22 protein-coding genes and 1 tRNA gene are annotated in these 18,923 nt (G+C 24.6%); 17 read left to right on the top strand and 6 right to left on the bottom strand.

The window, feature by feature from the left end; genetic code table 4:
* The first annotated feature begins 134 nt into the window (after positions 1-134).
* Together rplU and rpmA are read left to right on the top strand one after the other, a co-directional pair.
* The gene (gene rplU / locus EGN60_RS02785) at positions 135-440 is read left to right on the top strand and encodes a 50S ribosomal protein L21 (protein ID WP_124724556.1); all 306 of its coding nucleotides are present in this window, start codon (positions 135-137) and stop codon (positions 438-440) included.
* Between the two features lie 6 nt (positions 441-446).
* Positions 447-713, top strand: a complete 267-nt coding sequence (gene rpmA, locus EGN60_RS02780; protein ID WP_124724555.1) for a 50S ribosomal protein L27 — start codon at positions 447-449, stop codon at positions 711-713.
* A 34-nt stretch (positions 714-747) separates the two neighbouring features.
* Here the strand turns inward: rpmA and EGN60_RS02775 are convergent, their stop codons facing one another.
* Entirely contained in the window at positions 748-1,638 is an 891-nt protein-coding gene (locus tag EGN60_RS02775) for a DegV family protein (protein WP_124724554.1), read from the bottom strand.
* 104 nt (positions 1,639-1,742) lie between these two features.
* Between EGN60_RS02775 and tyrS the strand changes: the two genes are divergently transcribed.
* On the top strand, positions 1,743-2,981 hold the full coding sequence (gene tyrS / locus EGN60_RS02770) for a tyrosine--tRNA ligase (protein WP_124724553.1): 1,239 nt from the start codon (positions 1,743-1,745) through the stop codon (positions 2,979-2,981).
* A 3-nt stretch (positions 2,982-2,984) separates the two neighbouring features.
* On the opposite strand, the gene EGN60_RS02765 is transcribed toward tyrS, so the two are convergent.
* From EGN60_RS02765 to rpsP, 4 genes are all read right to left on the bottom strand, one after another.
* Positions 2,985-3,404, bottom strand: coding sequence for a DUF4190 domain-containing protein (locus EGN60_RS02765; protein ID WP_124724552.1), 420 nt, complete (start codon positions 3,402-3,404; stop codon positions 2,985-2,987).
* 168 nt (positions 3,405-3,572) lie between these two features.
* Complete coding sequence (rplS, locus tag EGN60_RS02760) at positions 3,573-3,929, bottom strand: 50S ribosomal protein L19 (protein ID WP_124724551.1); 357 nt, start codon at positions 3,927-3,929, stop codon at positions 3,573-3,575.
* Entirely contained in the window at positions 3,919-4,596 is a 678-nt protein-coding gene (gene trmD, locus EGN60_RS02755) for a tRNA (guanosine(37)-N1)-methyltransferase TrmD (protein ID WP_124724550.1), read from the bottom strand. The genes rplS and trmD overlap by 11 nt, the downstream gene beginning before the upstream one ends.
* 14 nt (positions 4,597-4,610) lie before the next feature.
* Complete coding sequence (rpsP, locus tag EGN60_RS02750) at positions 4,611-4,862, bottom strand: 30S ribosomal protein S16 (RefSeq protein ID WP_124724549.1); 252 nt, start codon at positions 4,860-4,862, stop codon at positions 4,611-4,613.
* A 150-nt stretch (positions 4,863-5,012) separates the two neighbouring features.
* On the opposite strand from rpsP, the gene EGN60_RS02745 reads away from it, so the two are divergent.
* The 9 genes from EGN60_RS02745 (at position 5,013) to EGN60_RS02705 (ending at position 11,279) form a co-directional block, all read left to right on the top strand.
* Entirely contained in the window at positions 5,013-5,414 is a 402-nt protein-coding gene (locus EGN60_RS02745; RefSeq protein ID WP_124724548.1) for a cytidine deaminase, read from the top strand.
* 48 nt (positions 5,415-5,462) lie between these two features.
* Positions 5,463-6,125 carry a 16S rRNA (uracil(1498)-N(3))-methyltransferase gene (locus EGN60_RS02740; protein ID WP_124724547.1) on the top strand — a complete coding sequence of 221 codons (663 nt, stop codon included), beginning with the start codon at positions 5,463-5,465 and terminating at the stop codon, positions 6,123-6,125.
* 84 nt (positions 6,126-6,209) lie between these two features.
* Positions 6,210-6,644 carry a 50S ribosomal protein L13 gene (gene rplM / locus EGN60_RS02735; protein WP_124724546.1) on the top strand — a complete coding sequence of 145 codons (435 nt, stop codon included), beginning with the start codon at positions 6,210-6,212 and terminating at the stop codon, positions 6,642-6,644.
* Positions 6,644-7,042: a 30S ribosomal protein S9 gene (gene rpsI / locus EGN60_RS02730; RefSeq protein ID WP_124724545.1), complete on the top strand. Its 399-nt coding sequence runs from the start codon at positions 6,644-6,646 to the stop codon at positions 7,040-7,042. The genes rplM and rpsI overlap by 1 nt, the downstream gene beginning before the upstream one ends.
* 49 nt (positions 7,043-7,091) lie before the next feature.
* Positions 7,092-7,168 (top strand) — tRNA-Ile (locus EGN60_RS02725).
* A gap of 151 nt (positions 7,169-7,319) precedes the next feature.
* Positions 7,320-7,586, top strand: coding sequence for a 30S ribosomal protein S15 (rpsO, locus tag EGN60_RS02720; RefSeq protein ID WP_124724544.1), 267 nt, complete (start codon positions 7,320-7,322; stop codon positions 7,584-7,586).
* A gap of 173 nt (positions 7,587-7,759) precedes the next feature.
* Positions 7,760-8,287: a tRNA (cytidine(34)-2'-O)-methyltransferase gene (locus EGN60_RS02715; protein WP_124724543.1), complete on the top strand. Its 528-nt coding sequence runs from the start codon at positions 7,760-7,762 to the stop codon at positions 8,285-8,287.
* A gap of 6 nt (positions 8,288-8,293) precedes the next feature.
* Positions 8,294-9,127, top strand: a complete 834-nt coding sequence (ylqF, locus tag EGN60_RS02710; protein WP_124724542.1) for a ribosome biogenesis GTPase YlqF — start codon at positions 8,294-8,296, stop codon at positions 9,125-9,127.
* A gap of 1 nt (position 9,128) precedes the next feature.
* Positions 9,129-11,279 carry an SGNH/GDSL hydrolase family protein gene (locus EGN60_RS02705; protein ID WP_124724541.1) on the top strand — a complete coding sequence of 717 codons (2,151 nt, stop codon included), beginning with the start codon at positions 9,129-9,131 and terminating at the stop codon, positions 11,277-11,279.
* Positions 11,280-11,362: 83 nt separating this feature from the next.
* Here EGN60_RS02705 and ffh read toward each other — a convergent pair whose 3' ends face one another.
* Positions 11,363-12,676 carry a signal recognition particle protein gene (ffh, locus tag EGN60_RS02700; RefSeq protein WP_334198901.1) on the bottom strand — a complete coding sequence of 438 codons (1,314 nt, stop codon included), beginning with the start codon at positions 12,674-12,676 and terminating at the stop codon, positions 11,363-11,365.
* A 143-nt stretch (positions 12,677-12,819) separates the two neighbouring features.
* On the opposite strand from ffh, the gene EGN60_RS02695 reads away from it, so the two are divergent.
* The 5 genes from EGN60_RS02695 (at position 12,820) to EGN60_RS02675 (ending at position 18,852) form a co-directional block, all read left to right on the top strand.
* A complete protein-coding gene (locus EGN60_RS02695) occupies positions 12,820-14,184 on the top strand; it encodes a glycine--tRNA ligase (protein WP_124724539.1) in 1,365 nt (454 codons plus the stop codon).
* Positions 14,185-14,203: 19 nt separating this feature from the next.
* On the top strand, positions 14,204-16,063 hold the full coding sequence (gene dnaG / locus EGN60_RS02690) for a DNA primase (RefSeq protein ID WP_124724538.1): 1,860 nt from the start codon (positions 14,204-14,206) through the stop codon (positions 16,061-16,063).
* A complete protein-coding gene (locus tag EGN60_RS02685; protein WP_124724537.1) occupies positions 16,053-17,627 on the top strand; it encodes an RNA polymerase sigma factor in 1,575 nt (524 codons plus the stop codon). Before dnaG ends, EGN60_RS02685 begins: the two co-directional genes overlap by 11 nt.
* An 86-nt stretch (positions 17,628-17,713) precedes the next feature.
* Positions 17,714-17,989, top strand: a complete 276-nt coding sequence (locus EGN60_RS02680) for a hypothetical protein (RefSeq protein ID WP_124724536.1) — start codon at positions 17,714-17,716, stop codon at positions 17,987-17,989.
* 56 nt (positions 17,990-18,045) lie between these two features.
* Positions 18,046-18,852, top strand: a complete 807-nt coding sequence (locus EGN60_RS02675) for a deoxyribonuclease IV (RefSeq protein WP_124724535.1) — start codon at positions 18,046-18,048, stop codon at positions 18,850-18,852.
* Positions 18,853-18,923 lie beyond the last annotated feature (71 nt).

The raw sequence follows: 18,923 nt of genomic DNA, 5'->3' as shown, positions 1-18,923 counted from the left end.
AATAGACAATTAGTTGTCTATTTATTTTTTTAATTATGGTATAATATAAGCGTTACTTATAGAGTAACCATTCTGAAAAGGTTTTTAAACTAATTTTAGTACCTTCAAGATGTGACAAAATATAAGGAGACCAAATGACATTCTCAATTATCGAAACTGGTGGAAAACAAATTATTGTTAAACCAGGCGATGTAATTTACATCGAAAAAATTGAAGGCGTTGAAGGTGACCAAGTAGTTTTTGATAAAGTTTTAGCAATTGACGAAAAAATTGGTACACCATTTATTAAAGGCGCTTCTGTTTTAGGAACCATTGAAAAACAAGGAAAAGCTAAAAAAATCGTTGTTTATAGACATAATGCAAAATCAACTCACAAACGTAAATTAGGACACCGTCAACCTTATACAAGAGTTAAAATCTTAGAAATCAAAGGAAAATAGTAGACTATGGCACATACGAAATCAGGTGGAACAACCTCTAATAGTAGAGACTCAGCCGGAAGAAGACTTGGAGTTAAAGCTACAGACGGACAATTTATTTTAGCAGGAAGCATTATTTATAGACAAAGAGGAACAAAAATTTTCCCAGGAAACAACGTTGGACGTGGTAAAGACGACACACTATATGCATTAATCGATGGTGTTGTTAAATTCGAAAACAGAATCAATAGAAAATTCGCTTCAGTATACCCTGTCGAAGAATTAAAGAAATAAAAATTTGGGTTATAAAACCCAAATTTTTTAATTATTAAACTTGTTCGAAGTATTTAAGGACAGTTTCTTTAATTTCTTCATCAATTTTAACATAAACCATACAGATAGCCCCTATTCCGGTATGAATAGCTATTTCAGTTGATAAATTACTTACTAAAACAGGATTTTTTAAATTCTTGTTTTCTTTTATTTTTTTAACAAATTCTTTTATATTTAAATTATTAGAATGCATTATTATAAAATAATGATTTTCTGAATTTTGTGAACTTTTTTCATCTATTAATTCGTTTGCATATTTTTCAACCATTTTATTAAATACACGCCCAATAGATTCTTTTTCTAAAGCACCTTTTTCATCAAATTTAATAACAGGTACTATTTTTAATAATTTAGCAATAGCGGCAGCACTTTTTGATAAACGTCCACCTTTGACTAAAGCATCATTAAATTCAGGAATTAAAATAGTTCTTTCTTCATTTTTTGAAAAATGTTTAATAGCATCTTCAAATTTTTCGCCAGCTTTAATTTTTTCATCAAATAATAATAGATCTCTAAAAATTAAATATGAAATTTTAATTGAATCTACTACATAAACTTGTTTATTATCTTTGAAAAATGTTTTTAAAGAATTTGTTTGTGATGATAATTTATTAGATATAGGATAGAATAAAATCATGTCATATCCTTCTGCTAAATATTTATCAACTAATATTTGTGCTTGTCCAGGAGGAGTTGCAAATGTAAGGGCATCAACTTTTTTATTAGCTCTTCAAATCTTTGCAAATTCATCAACAGTGATATTAACACCGATTTCATAAGTTTTGTTATCAATTTCAGCTCTTATAGGTAATAAATCTCAACCTAATTCTAGAGCTTGTTCTTTAGTTAAACCACAAGATGAATCTGGAATAATTTTTATTTTCATATCTGCTCCTTATGATAATTATATTTATAAAAATGATTTATAATATAATATATTAATGATACACCAAAGTAACGGTGCCTATTAATTATAGCAAAAGGAGACTTATGGAAAATAATATTCTTAAAGAATTAAAAAAACGTGGTGTTTTCAATAACATCTCAAGTATTGAAAAATTTAATAATTTAGCATCTGAAGGCATAGGAGTTTATTCTGGTTTTGATCCAACTGCAAAAAGTTTGCATCTAGGAAACTATGTTCAAATTATTACATTATTAAGATTCAAAGAATTTGGTTTTAATCCTATTGCTATATTAGGTGGTATGACCGGAATGATTGGTGATCCTAGTTTTCGTGAAAGCGAAAGAAAATTTTTAGATAATGAAACATTATTAGAAAATAAAAATGCTATAAAAAAACAATTAGAATCTTTTGGTTTACAAGTTATCGATAATTATGAATTTTATAAAAATTGAACAGTTGTTGATTTTTTAAGAAATGTTGGGAAATTAATTAATGTTAATTATTTATTAGAAAAAGAAAGCATTGCAACAAGATTATCTCAAGGTTTATCATTCACTGAATTTTCTTATCAATTAATTCAAGGTTGAGACTTTAAAACTCTTTTTGAAAATAATAATGTAAAAATTCAAGTAGGTGGTTCAGATCAATGAGGTAATATAACAACCGGTCTTGAAATTATTAGAAAATTACATGGTGAAAAAGCTGATGCTATTGCCTTAACAATGAATTTATTAGTTGACGAAAATAATGTGAAATTCGGTAAATCAACTGGTGGTGGTAGTTTATGACTTGATAAAGACATGACAAGTCCATATTCAATTTATCAATTTTTATTAAATCAAAGTGATGAAAAAATTGAGGAATATTTAAAATGATTAACTCATTTAGAAATATCACAAATTGAAAAAATAATGATTGAACATAATGAAGCAAAGTATTTAAGAATAGCTCAAAAAACTTTAGCATATGAAATTGTTAAAGATATTCATAACGAATCTTTAGTAAAACAATGTAAAAAAATAAGTGAAATTTTATTTTCAAAAGATCAAAACGATTTGAATATTGAAGACATTGAAATGCTTTGTGGTTTTTTAAAAACTTATAAAGTAAAAGAAAACGAAAAATTTATTGATGTAATAAAAGAAAATAAAATTCTAACTTCAAATAGAGAAGTTAGAGAATTTATTTCTAAAAAGTCTTTTAGTATTGATTCAGAATTTATATTAGATGAAAATCACTTAATTAAATTTAATAAATATGATTCTAAATATGCTTTATTAAAAAAAGGAAAAAAAGACTTTATTATTTTAATAAAAGATTAATTTTTAATTAGCTCTAAATAAATTTAATAGATGCTGACCAAAAAAAATCATTGTAAATAATATTGATATTCCAAAGAAAACTGCCGAAGTAATAACTCCTGCTCTTGCTAGTTTTCGTGTTTTAGGTTGATCTTTTTTTACATTACTATATGCTATTAAACTAAGAATTAAACCTATTAATGGATATAAAACTCCAAATACTATTCCTAAAATTGCTATAGTTCTGTTAGTTGAGTTTTCATTGTTTGAGTTACTTTCTTTATTATCTTTTTTAAATAATTGATCTGAATAATCTTTTTCTTTTAAAGCTTTAATTTGGTCTTCCAAGTTATTGCTTATTTTTTTATCATCTTCTTTTTTATCAAAATCATTAACTTGGTTTTGTACTTCTTCAATTATTTTTTTGTCTTCTTCATTGTTCATTTAAAACTACCTCATTTATTTTATCTACAAATAATTTTATAGATTTTTTTAAAATATTAGAATTTAAATTACTTAATTGGGAAATAAAATTGATTTTTTTGCTATTTTTAATGCTAAAAATATTAAAAAAAGAAAAATAAAATCCGCAAAATGCGGATAGTTATAATACTAGTTAGATTTTTTGATTTCTTTCAATCTAGCACTTTTACCTTTTAATTCTCTCATGTAGTATAGTTTAGCTCTTCTAACTTTGTTTCTTCTAATTACTTCAATGTTTGAAATTAAAGGTGAGTTAATTTTGAAAATTCTTTCAACACCAATTCCGTATGAATCTTTTCTTACGGTAATTGATTTATTAATACCTTCTCCGTATGATGCGATAACTAAACCTTCAAATACTTGAATACGTTCTTTGTTACCTTCTTTAATTCTAACGTGAACTCTTACGTTGTAACCTTCTCTAATTTGAGGTAAATCGGTTCTAATTTGATCTCTTTCAACTAATTCTAATAATTTAGTTCTCATTTTTTTTCCTTTCGATTATATCTTTTCGGTTTTTCAATGTTTTTAAATAAGCATTCTCTTTTCTTCATTTTTCAATTAAAGCATGATTTCCACTTAAAAGAACTTCTGGAACTTTTAAACCTTTATATTCAGCAGGCTTTGTATATTGTGGAAAATCTAACAAACCTTCACCTTCAAAACTTTCATTTTGATGACTTCCTTTTTTTAAAACTCCAGGCACTAATCTAGCTACTGCTTCAGCAATTGCCATTGCTGGAATTTCACCACCTGTTAAAATGTAATCACCAATTGAAATTTCTTCATCAACAAAGTGTAAAACGCGTTCATCAAATCCTTCATAATGGCCACAAACTAATGTAATTTCTTCAAATTTAGAAAGTTCATGAGCTTTTTTTTGATTAAAAACACTTCCTTGAGGTGAAACTAACAATTTATAACTATTTTTAACTGTTTCTAAGGCTAAGTCAATAGGTTCTACTTGTAAAAGCATTCCATCGCCACCACCGTAAATAGTATCGTCAACTTTATGATGTTTTTCTTTTGAAAAATCTCTAAAGTTAATAATATTTATTTCTAGATGACCTAATTTAATTGCTTTTGCTATTATACTTTGAGTTTTAAAAGCCTCAAAATATTCTGGAAATAATGTAAGAATGTTTATTTTCATAAGAAATTAAATTACTATTTTTTTAGATATTCTGAATAGAAGTTGTCTTTTTTAAGTAGAGTTCTAACTGTGTCAGTTGGTTTAGCACCATTGTTTAGGTATTGTGTTGTAAGTTCTTTATTTAAAACTAAAGCTTTTGTATGAGGGTCGTAGTGACCTAATTCGTCGATAAATTTTCCATCTCTTGGGCTTCTTGCATCTGAAGCAACGATTTTATATGTAGCGTGGAATTTTTTACCGGTTCTTTTTAATCTTAATTTAACCATTTTATTCCTTTCAAAGTTTATATTTAATTAAACTAATACTATTTTAACATAAAAATAAAAATGTTAAGTAAAAATACTTGACACTTTTTAAAATATTTTCGTTTTTAAAATTATTTATATATTTATTAGTTATGTAGTAAAATATTAATTATGAAATTAGAAGAAAAAATTGTTGAAAATTTAAAATACGCTTACGTTCCATATTCACATGTACAAGTTTCAGCTTGTGCGATTGATGAAAATGGTAAAGAATATTATGGTGTAAACTGTGAAAATCCAGCATACCCAAGTGGTTTATGTGCTGAGAGATCAGCTTTATTTAGCGCTCCAGTTCAAGGCGCTACTGTTGGTACATTTAAAGAAATTCATGTTACAAGTAATATGACTGAAATTATTTATCCATGTGCCGGATGTTTACAAGTTATATCAACATTTCTAAAACCAGATGGATTAGTTTATTTATATAAAAAAGACCTTTCAGAAAAAAGAGTATATAAAGTAACTGATTTATTACCTCACATGGTTCGTGACGAAGACATTAAAAAATTTTAATTAATTGAAGGGTTTTACCCTTCTTTTTAAACTTTATAAGGAGTTAAAATGTATCGCTTTTTTGCTTATGAAAAAATAAATGATTCTTTTATTTTAGATAATGAATTAATTAATCATTTAAAAGTAATTAGAATAAAAGATAAAGAATTTTTAATTAATTTTGAAAATGAATTTTATTTATGTAAATATGAATATCCAGACAAAGCTAATATAATAAAAAAGTTAGATATTAATAATGAAATTGATCAGGATATAATTGTTGCTATTCCTTTAATAAAACAAGCCAATTTTGAAATAGCATTACAAAAATGTACTGAATTAGGAGTTAAAAGAATTTATCCTTTTATTTCAGAATTTTGTGATAAATCTAATTTGAAATTTGAAAATAAAAAACAAAGATATCAAAAAATTATTCTTGAAGCAGCTCAACAATCTTTTAGAAATAAAATACCATATCTTGAAGATCCAATTGATTTTGATAAACTAATTTCTTTAAATATAAAAAATAAAATATTAGCTTATGAAAAAGAATTTAATAATGCTTTAAATAATAAATATGAAGAAGTACTTTTAATAGTAGGTCCAGAAGGTGGATTTTCTAAACAAGAAATCGAAAAAGCTAAAGAAAATAATGTTTCAATAGTTGCTTTAACAAAGTCAATTTTAAGAGCAGAAACAGCAATTATTTATATGGTTTCAAAAATAAATTAATATATTATAAAAATTAATCATTTATGTGATATAATAACTTTTGTATTTTAAAACAAAAAGAACAATAAGAAGGATATAGAAAGTATGCGTCAAACTACAATTATAAACAGTCAAACTGTTGACAAAAAATGATACATTATCGATGCAACCAACGTACCTCTAGGTAGACTTTCAGCTCTTGTTGCTTCAATGTTACGTGGAAAAAATAAACCAACATTTACTCCAAATGTAGACATGGGCGACAATGTAGTTGTAATTAATGCTAAAGATGTATTATTAACTGCTAAAAAAGATGAAAAGAAAATTTACTACCACCACACAGGATACCCTGGTGGATTAAAACAAATTACAGCAGCTAACTTAAGAGCAAAAAAACCTGAATTACTAGTTGAAAAAGCTGTAAGAGGAATGCTTCCTCACACCAAATTAGGACGTAAACAATTTAAAAACTTATTTGTTTATGCAGGTGCAGATCACAAACAAGTTGCACAACAACCTGTTAAAGTAGAGGTTAAATAATGGCTGACAAAATTAGATACTATGGTTTAGGAAGAAGAAAATCTTCAGTTGCTAGAGTTTATTTATTACCAGGTAGTGGTAAATTTATTATCAACGGTAAAGAATCAAAAGAATATTTAAATTCTGAAATTTTAATTAAAGATGCTTTAAGTCCATTTGCAGTTACAGAAACAGTAAATCAATTTGATGTTTTTGCTAACGTTAATGGTGGTGGTTTAACAGGTCAAGCTGGAGCTATCAGATTAGGTATTGCTAGAGGACTATTAGAAGCTTCAAATAACGAATACAGATCTAAATTAAAAGAAGCTGGATTCTTAACACGTGATGCCCGTGTTAAAGAACGTAAGAAATTTGGTCTTAGAAAAGCTAGAAGAGCAAGACAATTTTCAAAACGTTAATAAATTTTATGATATAATTGTATGGAGTGTTAAAAAACTCCATAATTATGCGAGCGTAGCTCAGTTGGTTAGAGCACACGACTGATAATCGTGAGGTCGATGGTTCAAGTCCATTCGTTCGCACCATTTCAAGAAATTGACCGAAATACGCTAATGCGTATTTTTTATATAAAAATTTTAAAATGTGCTATAATACTTAAGAATAATAATTAAACAACAAATTTTTTATTCCTTGGTAATAATTATGATTATTGCTAGGTTATGAAAGGAAACTTTAATGGTAACAAAACAACGTAAAGCTGAATTAGTTGCTAAATATGGAAGAAATGCAAAAGATACAGGTTACTTACCAGTTCAAATTGCTATCTTAACAGAAGACATCGAAAGCTTAAAAAAACACTTTGCTGTAAATAAAAAAGATTTACACTCAATGCGTGGATTTATGGCTAAAGTTAGTCACCGTAAAGCTCTTCTAGCACACTTAAAAGAAGAAAATTACAACTTATATTTAGAAACTATTAAAGCCCTAAATATTAGAAAATAATATCTTTAAATTAAAAATTGAATTTCATTTTAGAAAATCAGTTTTTAATTTTTTATTTTATTAAAAAAATAAAACTAAAATAATTATTGATTTTTAATCAATAAAGAAAAATTACAATCAACTTTTTGAATTATTAAAATAAAAATTATTTTATAAGTTAAAATTAATATACTATGATTAACATTATTCTATATCAACCAGAAATAAGTCCTAACACTTCAAATATTATAAGAACTTGCCTAGCTTCTCAAGCAAAGCTACATATTATAAAACCTATAGCTTTTGATTTGCATCCACATTGAATGAAAAGAAAGGCTGCAGGACACTTTTTAAGTGAAATTCAGCATGAAATTCACAGCAGTTATGAAGCATTTGATAAAAAATATGGACATAATAAAATTTATTATATAACCCGTTATGGTTTAAATAATTATGCTGATATTGATTTTAAAAAAGAGCTAGAAACTTCAGGTGATATTTGAATTATGTTTGGAACTGAAAGCACAGGAATTCCTAAAAGAATAATGCAAAAAAGCATTGAAACTTGTTTAAGAATTCCAATGTATGAAAAATGTAGAAGCTTAAATTTAGCTAATACAGTAGCAATTGTTTCTTATGAAATATTAAGACAGATAGACTTTCAAGATTTATCAAAATTTGAAGTTCAAAAAGGAAAAGATTTTATTTTAAAGAAAGACTAAAAAATTATGATTCATTGATTTCCTGGCCATATGGCTAAAGAGTTTAGATTACTAAAAGAAAAAGTTAAATTATTTGACTTATTTATAATCATTTTAGATAGTAGAATACCTCAATCATCATTTAACCCAGAAATTTTAAAAATTGCAAATAATAAAGCAATTCTTTTTGTTATTAATAAAGTTGACAAATGTGATTTAAAAAGATTGGATCCTTTTTTAGAAGAGTATAAAAAAAGAGGAGAGGTTATTTTAACTAATCTAAAATCAAAAAATGCATATAACTTAGTAAATAAAGCCTTAAACAATGAATTTAATAATTTAAAGAAAAAGAATTTAGCTAAAGGAAAATTAACCCCATCTTTAAAATGTGTAGTAGTTGGTGTTCCTAATGTAGGTAAAAGTACATTTATTAACTTAATGGCAAAAGCAAAGGTTGCAAAAGTTGGTTCAATTGCTGGTGTAACTAGATCTGAACAATGAATTAATTGCAAAAACTATTTATTACTTGATACTCCAGGTTTATTAATGCCTAAAATTGAAGATGAAGAAGTAGGTGCTAAATTAGCAATAGTAGGTTCAATTAGACAAGAAGCTCTAAATCAAAATGAACTTATTTTAGAAATTTATAAAATTATTTCAAAATACTATCCTGAAAAACTTAAAGATATAAATCTTGAAGCAGCTTTTGATGAAGAAAATATTTTTGAAAATATTTCAAAATATGCATCTAATAATAATTATTTATTAAAAAACAATGTTTTAGATATTAATAAAGCAATCAATCAATTGATTTCATATTTTAAAAATTTAGATAATGTAGTTTATGATTTAAAGGATTAATATGCATAGTCAAAATTCAAAATTACCAATAGAAAAAAACGTTAATTATGTAGCATTAGGTGATTCTTTTGCTGCTGGTTTTAATAGTAAATTTGGTTTTAATGCAAATGGAAAATTAGAAAATGGGCAAATAACAGGACTAGGCTATCCTTCTTTTTTAGCTGATATATTAAGAGATTTTAATTTTAGAATTGAAAATTTTCACAATTTAAGTATTTCTAATACTTCTTTAGATTTTTTATATTCATTAATAAAAAATGATAAAAAAGCCTTAATATCTAAATATGAAAATAGATTAGATTGTCTTCAATCGTTAGATTGACATGCAAGAAATCCTTTTAAATACTTTTTTAGTTCACTTTTAAAAGATTGAAATATTAAAAATAATGATTACTTAATATTTCAAAACTTAATAAAACAAGCTAACTTTATAACTTTAACAATAGGATATAATGAATTACTTCATCGTTTACCTTATAGAAGAATTTTAAGATTATCTAAAAATAAAACTAATTTTGTAATTGAATTAAAAGAAATTATTTCAATTATTGAAAAAGAATCAGAAGCAATAGCAAAAGATTATGAAAAATTAGTTAATTTAATAAAACAAATTAATCCAAAAGCTCATTTAGTTTTAACCAACTATAGCAATTTGTTTTATCGTTTAAAAGAAGTATTTTTAAACTATATTTATAAAAACGAAAATGAAGACATAAACTTATATCAAGTTATTGCAGATTGTTTATCAAAAATGGCTATAGTAGTATCTAAAAATACTGATTGCAGTTATGTTGATATTTTTGAAGCAAAATATTGAGATAACTATTCAAATTATTTACTTGAAAATCCTTTTTCAATAATGCCTACTGAAAAAGGTTATAAAAAAATTGCTTATGATCTTTTTGCAAAACTTGCTTTAAATAAAAAAGACATTGTTTTAGATATGTCTAATAATATAAATTTAATTAATAACTATATAACTGATCAAACTTATTGAATTAAAGATATTAAAACACATCAACAAATTTTTAATACAAATTATAATAACTACCAACTTTTTAAAAATATATATGGTAAAAATAAAAACAGTAAAATAATTTCATATACTAATTTAGAAAAAAAATCAGTTGATATTTTAAAACAATTTTATAATACATCTGATTATTTAGATTTATTAACTAGATATAGTAATAATTCATTATATCAATATACAAAAGGTTTTTTTGATGATAAATTCATGACCTTTTTTAGTAAATATAATAGTATAGAAGCCATAAGCACTTTTTTAAAAAATCAAAAATGAAGTAAAGAAGTTTTTTTAACTTTGATTAAAAATGGCAAGTTAGATAAAATGCTTTTTGAGTTTCAAAATCTAATATTAAAACAAGAATTAAATCAACAAATTATTAAGCCTAAATATTTTTATAGTGCTTGAAAAGAAATGGTTTTAAACAATCAAAAACATTTTTATAACGTTTTTAAACAATTCTTTGATTCAGGAATAATTGAACAAACTAAAGGTGAAATTAAAACAATCACTCGCTTATTTTTAAAAGACGCTTTAAATACTGATTTACTTTCAGCTTTATTTAATATTAAACAATCAAATAGATTTCAAGATATTAAAATCTTTTTATCAAGTTTAAAATCATTTGATGAATTAGTTGATTTTATAATTGATATAATAACAAGTTCATTTGATTATAAAAAATTAAACAGTTTTGATGAACTTTGAAAAGATTTGATTATTAAAAATAAATATAAATTTTTAGTTTTATTAAACAAAATCTTTTTTGAAGTTTTTGATGATAATAAAACAGAGGAAACTATTCAATTTATTATAAACACAATTCAAACTGTTATTAGAATGCAAAAATTAACTGCAAAAGATCAAAATAAAATAACTAAAATTTTAAATAAAATTGTTGATACAATAAAAGCTAATCCGAACTTTTTAAACAACAATTTTATGATCTTTTTAGAAAAAATAAAAACTCTTAAAATATATAGCTTAATTTTTAATAATGATTTTAAAACCTTAAAATGAAAAATTATTAAATTTTTACATTTAAATCGTTATTTATTTATTAATTTAAAAATAGGTTTTAATGTTTTAAAAATTAAAAATATAATTAAAAAATACAAAATATAAAACTGCTAATAATAAGCAGTTTTTTAATATTTTAATTTTAAATAAAACTAATTTTTAAATAACATTTATTGCATTTTAGTTAATTAAAATATTTTATTTTTTAAACCTAAATTACCGTTTGCTAGTTCTTTCATTTGTTTAGACATTCTTTCAAAATCAGTTACTAGCATATTATATTCTCTTGCGCTTCTACCTGAACCCTTAAGGATTCTATCTTTTCTTTCAGCATTTTTTAATATTTTTGGGTTTCTTTTTTCATATTCAGTCATTGAATTAATTAAGTATGTATAGACTTTGAATTTTTCTTCTGCTTCTTCAATTTTGCTATCGCTTACTTTATCAGCTACTCCTGGAATCATTTTTAAAATATTTTTCATTTTTCCAAGTTTTTTAATTTGTGCTAAAGAATTCATTAAATCGTTTAAATCGAAGTTACCGCTTAACATTCTATAACCGATTTTTTTCATCATTTTTTCATCAACTTCTTCAGAAGCTTTTTCAATAAGTGATAAAACATCACCCATTCCCAAAATTCTTTCAGCCATTCTATCTGGATGGAAAATTTCTAAACCAGTTAGTTTTTCACCTGTACCAATATAAACTATTGGAACATTTAATAAATGAGTAATACTTAAAGCAGCCCCACCACGAGCATCACTATCTAATTTAGTAATAATAGTTCCATCTAAATTCAATTCTTCATGGAATTTTTTAGCAGTATTAATTACGTCTTGACCGCTCATTGCATCAACTACTAAAAAGATATAATCAGGTCTTATTGTCTTTTTAATGTTTTTTAATTCATTCATCAATGTTTCATCAATAGCCAAACGGCCTGCAGTATCAATTATAATTAAATCATTTTTATTTTCTTTAGCAAAATCAATTGCGTTTTCAGCAATCTTAACAGCGTCATTATGTTCTTCTGTAAAAAATGTTGTTTGAGTTTGTTTTGCTAATTGATTTAATTGCTCTCTAGCTGCGGGTCTATAAATATCATCTCCAACTAAAAGAGGATTTTTTGCAATGTTTTTTTTCTTAAAAAATGTTGATAATTTTGCTGAAGTTGTAGTTTTACCTGAACCTTGTAAACCAACGATCATAATTTTTGTTGGCAAGTTATTTAGTTTAATTTCACAAGTTTTTTTACCTAAAATATTGACTAATTCATCTTTAAAAATCTTAATTACTGTTTGTTGTTGATTTAATTTACCAATGATTTGACTATCTAAAGCTTTTTCTTTAACTTGCTTTGTAAAAGTTTTAACAACTTCTAAATTAACGTCAGCCTCCAACAGCGCTAATTTAACTTCTCTTAATACTTCTAAAATATCTTCTTCATTTATAGAAAGTTTTTTATTAATTTTCTGCATTGATTTTTGCAGTCTTTTTTGCATAAAGTCTAACATTCTTTAATTATATAAAAAAATTGCTTATTTATAAACTTTTTGAGTTTAAAATAAAAGTCTTTTAAATAAATTTAAAAGACCATATTTGTGGTAAAATATGTATGTATTTTGTGAAACAAAAAGAGGTATTTATGGCAAAAAACATTCAAGAAATCATTAATCATTTAAAAACTTCAGGCTTTGTGTATCAAAATTCTGAAATCTATGGAGGTTTAATTAATACTTGAGATTATGGACCTTTAGCAACTTATATGATGTCAGCTATTAAAAACTTATGAATTAGAGAATTTATTAAAAGAGAAGGAAATTATCAAATAGATTCTAAAATCATAATGAATAAAGAAGTTTGAAAAGCTAGTGGACATTTAGAAAACTTTTCAGATTTTTTAATTGAAAATAAAGTTAATCAAAAAAGATATAGAGCTGATCATTTAGTAAAAGAGTTGTTTCCTGAAGTTAATGTAGAAAAAGCATCATTTGAAGAACTTCAAAAATTAATTCAAGAAAATGTAAAAGAATATGATAACTCAAAATGTGATTGAACTTCAATTAGGCCATTTAATTTAATGTTTAAAACACAAATGGGAGCAATTGATACTTCAGCAGCTGAAACTTATTTAAGACCAGAAACAGCTCAAGGTATATTTGTTAACTTTAAAAATGTATGTAGAACTACAAGAGCAAAATTACCTTTTGGAATAGGTCAAATTGGTAAAAGTTTTAGAAATGAAATAACACCAAGAGATTTTATTTTTAGAACAAGAGAATTTGAACAAATGGAATTAGAATTTTTCTGTGAAGAAGAAAGCAGCGATAAATACTATCAATATTGAATTCAAAAATGTGCATCATTTGTAAAAATGTTAGGTTTGAAAAATGAAAACATTAGAATAAGACCACATGAAGCTGAAGAATTAAGCCATTATTCAAAAGGAACTAGTGATATTGAATATCTATTTCCATTTGGTTGAGGTGAACTTCTTGGAATAGCAAATCGTGGAAATTATGATTTAAGTCAACATATGAAATTTTCACAAGAATCTTTAGAATATTTAAAAGATGATGGAAGTAAAATAATTCCTTATGTAATTGAACCTTCAATAGGATTAGATCGTTTAATGCTAGCTCTATTAATAGATGCTTATGAAGTAGAAGATTTAGGCGACGATGATACAAGAGTTGTTTTAAAAACTGATTTTATGGTTTCTCCATATCAAGTTGCAATTTTTCCACTAATGAAAAAATTGTCTGAACCTGCTAAAGAAATATATGAAGATTTATTAAAAAATAGTGATTTTAGAGTGACTTATGATGAAACTGGTTCTATTGGAAAAAGATACCGTCGTCAAGATGCTATAGGTACACCATTTTCAATAACAATAGATTTTGATACTCTAGAAAAGAAAACTGTAACCATTAGAAATAGAGACACAATGGAACAAGATGTTATAGAAGTCTCACAAATTAAAAATTATTTATCTAAATATTTAAAATAAGAGTAAAGCAAAGGAAAGCATGAATAATATAGATAAAGAAAACATATGAAACAAAGTTCTAGAAAAAACAGATCTCGTGTCTGTTATTTCTGAATTTGTTGCTTTATCTAAAAAAGGAAAAAATTACGTAGCAAATTGTCCATTCCATGGCGAAGCTACACCTTCTTTTTATGTAAATGCTGAAAAAAGAGTTTGAAAATGTTTTGGTTGCAACAAAGCAGGTAATGCATTAAAATTCTTAGAATATCATTTACATATTTCTCCTTTAGAAGCTTTAAAAAAATTAGCCGAAAAAGCTAATATTGATTTAAGCAAACATGATTCATTTTTCACTAATTCAGAAAATAATACTGAGTTAAAAAAACTTTATGAAATTAATAAAGCAGTAAATGAGTATTTTCAATATCAAATGATGATGAAAAAAACTCCTGAACTTTATGCGTTTATTAAAAAAAGAAATTTAACTAGAGAAATAATAAAAGAATTTGAAATAGGTTTTGCTTCATCTAATGAAAGCTTGTATAACTATTTAGTTTCTCAAAAATTTGATAATTATACTATTGCAAATGCTTCATTAATAAATTCAAATCAAGGCAATTTCTTTTCAAATCGATTAATGTTTCCAATCAAAAATACTTATGGAGATATTGTTGGTTTTTCAGGAAGAGATATAACTTCAAAAAGCGATCCTAAGTATTTGAATACAGCCGAGACATTAGCTTTTCATAAAAGCGAAGTAATATTTAATTATTATCACGCTCAAAGCGAAATTTTAAAAACTAATGAAGTTTATTTAGTTGAAGGTCAATTTGATGCCGTAGCTTTATATAAAATTAACTATAAAAACGTAGTTGCAATTATGGGGACATCTTTAACATTAGACCATCTTAAACTTTTTAAAAATTGCAAAATAAATATGTTTTTTGATAGTGATAAAGCCGGAATAGCAGCAACAAAAAAACATTTAAAAACAATTTTGTATTTTAAAAATCAGTTTTCAATTGAACCTGTTTTTATAATAAATAATTTAAATAAAGATCCAGATGAACTTTATAATTTAGATAATGGAATTACACTAAAAAAAGTAATTGAAAATAAAATAGATTTATTTACATTTTTATTTAAAAACTTTGAGACTTTAAAAAATAATAATTCAATATCAACAGTTGAAAAAAATAAAGAATATTCTTATTTATTTGAACATATTTATTATTTAGATGCTGAACTTCAACTACTTTTAAAAGAAAAAGTAATTAATAGCAATATTATGTCTAAAGAGGTTTATGAAAGTTTTTATTCAAATTATGCAAAACCTAATTTTGCATTAGATAAAAGCTTTATTAAAAAAGTAAACTCTCAGCGTAATTTTATTAAAGAAGAAATAGAGGCACCAAATAATTTTAATATTAATAAAAATACTGAAATCAATAATTATTTTGTTAATGACTTTGAAATACCAAATCCTAAAAGAAAAATAAAATCTAACAAACAATTTTTTGCAAGAAGTCAATTAATTGTTGAAATTATTAAAACTGTTTTAGTTAATCCAAGCTATATAGATGATATTTCTAAATTTAGCACTAGTTTTATAAGAAGTAATGTAACAAAAGAAACTGAAGAATATAGAGAATTAGTTTTATATGCTTTAAAACTAATGAAAAATAATATTTATATAGAAAATAATTTAGAACAAACAATTTCAGATGATAAAAACTTAAGCCAGGAAAGAAAAGAAAGACTTTTAAAAGCTTATGATAATTTAAAAGATATTCAAACCTTAGATAAAATAACTTTTCAAAATCAATCAAATATTTTATTTGAAGACAAATCAAATCCAAAAAACATTTTCAATTTAAAAAGGGGGCAAAATGGACAATAATGAAGAATTTCTAACATCTATAGAAAAAATAGTTGCTGTTTTAGAAGAAGAACTAAAAAAGGCGCAAAAGAAAAATAAAAGTAAAAAAACTTTTAGTCAAGATGAAATTTTTAAATTATTAGATAAAAAGAAATTAATGGTTAGTGATGAAGATGCTGATTTATTATTAAAAAAATTAATTGATCATCATCTTTTAGAAGATGAAGTTGATTATGGTGATAATGAATTTATAACAGATGAAGAATTTAGCCATGACTTAGTTGACGAAGATGAGCATGAAACAAATGAAGCTGAAGAAGAATTTGATGAATCTAAATTAAGTGATTTAGAAGAAGAAAATTTAGATGAAGAAGACATCGATATTGATGCTGAATTTGATGATAGTGGAATTTTACATAAACAAGAAGAAGACGAAGAAACATATGATGAAGATGAAGCTTACATTACTCATAATAATAACTATGAAATGAGTGATGATGAAGATTACTATGATTCAGAATATGATGACAATTTTTATAATGAAGAAACATATCACGAAGACAAACATCATGACAATTTTAAAGCTTCACAACTATTAAAAGAATATTCTCATGACAGTATTAAATTAGCAGAAAATCCTAATAATAAATCTTCTACAAATGCCTTAGCAAACCGTTTAACAGAAACAAATGACATTATTAAATGATATATGCGTTGAATTGGTAAATATGGAAAACTACTTACTCCAAAAGAAGAAAGAGAATTAGCTGTTAAAATGCAAGAAGCAAAAGATGCTAATAATGATTATAAATATAAAAAAGCAAGAGATATGCTAGTTAAAAGAAATTTAAGACTAGTTATAAATAATGCAAAAAGGTATAAAAATAGAGGTTTAAGTTTTATTGATTTGATTTCTGAAGGTAATTCTGGAATTATGAAAGCCGTTTCAAAATATGACTATACAAAAGGTTTTAAATTCTCAACTTATGCAACCTGATGAATTAGACAAGCAATTACAAGAGCGGTAGCTGATCAAGCTAGAACTGTTAGGGTTCCTGTTCATATGGTTGAAACAATTAATAAGGTTTTAAAAATTGAAAGAGAGTTGCAACAAGAAAACGGATATCCTCCAACAGATGAAGAAATAGCTAAAAAATATGGTGGAGAATGTACTGCTGAAAGAGTTAGATACATTAGAAAAATAAATGTTGATCCTATTTCTCTAGATAAAAACATTGGTAAAGAAGAAAATTCAAGCTTTGCTGATTTTGTTAAAGACGAAACAGTTATTAGTCCAACAAACTTCGCAAGCCAAGAAGAATTAAGTGAAATTATTAATCAATTATTAGAAGAAGGTTTAACTGAAGAATCAGAACGTCTTTTAATTAGAAAAAGATTTGGTATTAATGATTTAAATGGTAAAAAATACCGTCCACATAGTTTAGATGAACTTTCAAAAGAATTAGGTATTAGCAAAGAAAAAGTTAGACAATTAGAAACAAAAGTTTTAAGAAAATTAAAACATCCTCAAAAAAGAAAGAAATTAAAAGAATTCTTTGTAAACGATAGTTATGACAGTGATTAAAAAGCAGAAATATTTTCTGCTTTTATTTATTTAAAAAAATAATAAGTATAATTAAGTTATAAAATCTTTAGTTTTAGGAGATAAAAATGGAAAAACAAAAGCAAAGAGACGATTTAGATTTAATGGCTATACTAGCACTTATTTTTTCTTTTTTTGTGCCAATAGCTGGGCTTGTTTTAGGCTCAATAGCTTTAAATAAAAATAAAAAAATTAAATCAAAAGAATCTATTGTTATGTCTAAATGAGCAATTGTAATTTCGGTATTTTTTATTATTATATCTATTATTGTAATGGCTTTAGTAACTAAATTTACTATAGATTTTATTGAATATAAAAATACACACAGTGCACCAACAATGTAAAAAATGCTAATTTGATTTAAAAATTAGCATTTTTAAAAAAGTTAAAGGAAAATAAAATGATTAAATTAGGAAGTCATATTTCATTTAAAAAACCAAATTATTTATTAGATGCTATAAAAGAAAGCATTGATAATTCTGCTAATTGCATGATGATATATTTAGGAGCACCACAAACAACCTTAAGAGCAAAAGTGGAGGATTATCATTATGAAGAGTATTTAAAAGATTACTCTAATATAATTAAAGCTGAAGATATTGTAGTTCATGCACCTTATATAGTTAATCCAGCAAGTCCTCTTAAATATAAATTTGCTACTAATTTTTTAATTGAAGAAATTAAAAGAATGAATTATATAAAAGCAAAATATTTAGTTTTACATCCAGGTTCATCAACTGAATTTAGTAGAAAAGAAAGCTTAGATTGTTTAATTAATTCCTTAAAAGAAATATTAAATAAAACAGAAGATGTAGTTATATGTTTAGAAACAATGGCTGGTAAAGGAAGCCAAGTATGCTCTAGTTTTGAAGAACTTTTATATGTAATAAATAATATAAAAAGTGATAGAGTTGCAATATGTTTAGATACATGCCATGTTTGAGATGCTGGTTATAATATAAAAAATTATGAAGAATTTAAAACAATGCTAAAAAATAAAGATATTTTGAAACACATTAAAGTTATTCACTTAAATGATTCATTAAATGATATTAGATCTAAAAAAGATAGACATGCTAATTTAGATAAGGGTTATATAGGATTAGAAACTCTAAAAAAATTTGTATATGATCAAGATTTTGATAATATTCCTATTATTTTAGAAACTCCTTATATCGATAATAAACCTCCATATAAAAAGAAATAGCTATTTTGTTAAATAAAAACTTAGATGATTTAGAAGAAAATCAAAAATTGTTTTAAAAAAAATGAAGTTTG

The organism is Mycoplasma struthionis, assembly GCF_003855455.1.
In the GTDB taxonomy this organism is placed as follows: domain Bacteria; phylum Bacillota_I; class Bacilli_A; order Mycoplasmatales; family Metamycoplasmataceae; genus Metamycoplasma; species Metamycoplasma struthionis.
This window is presented reverse-complemented; position numbering and strand designations above follow the sequence as displayed.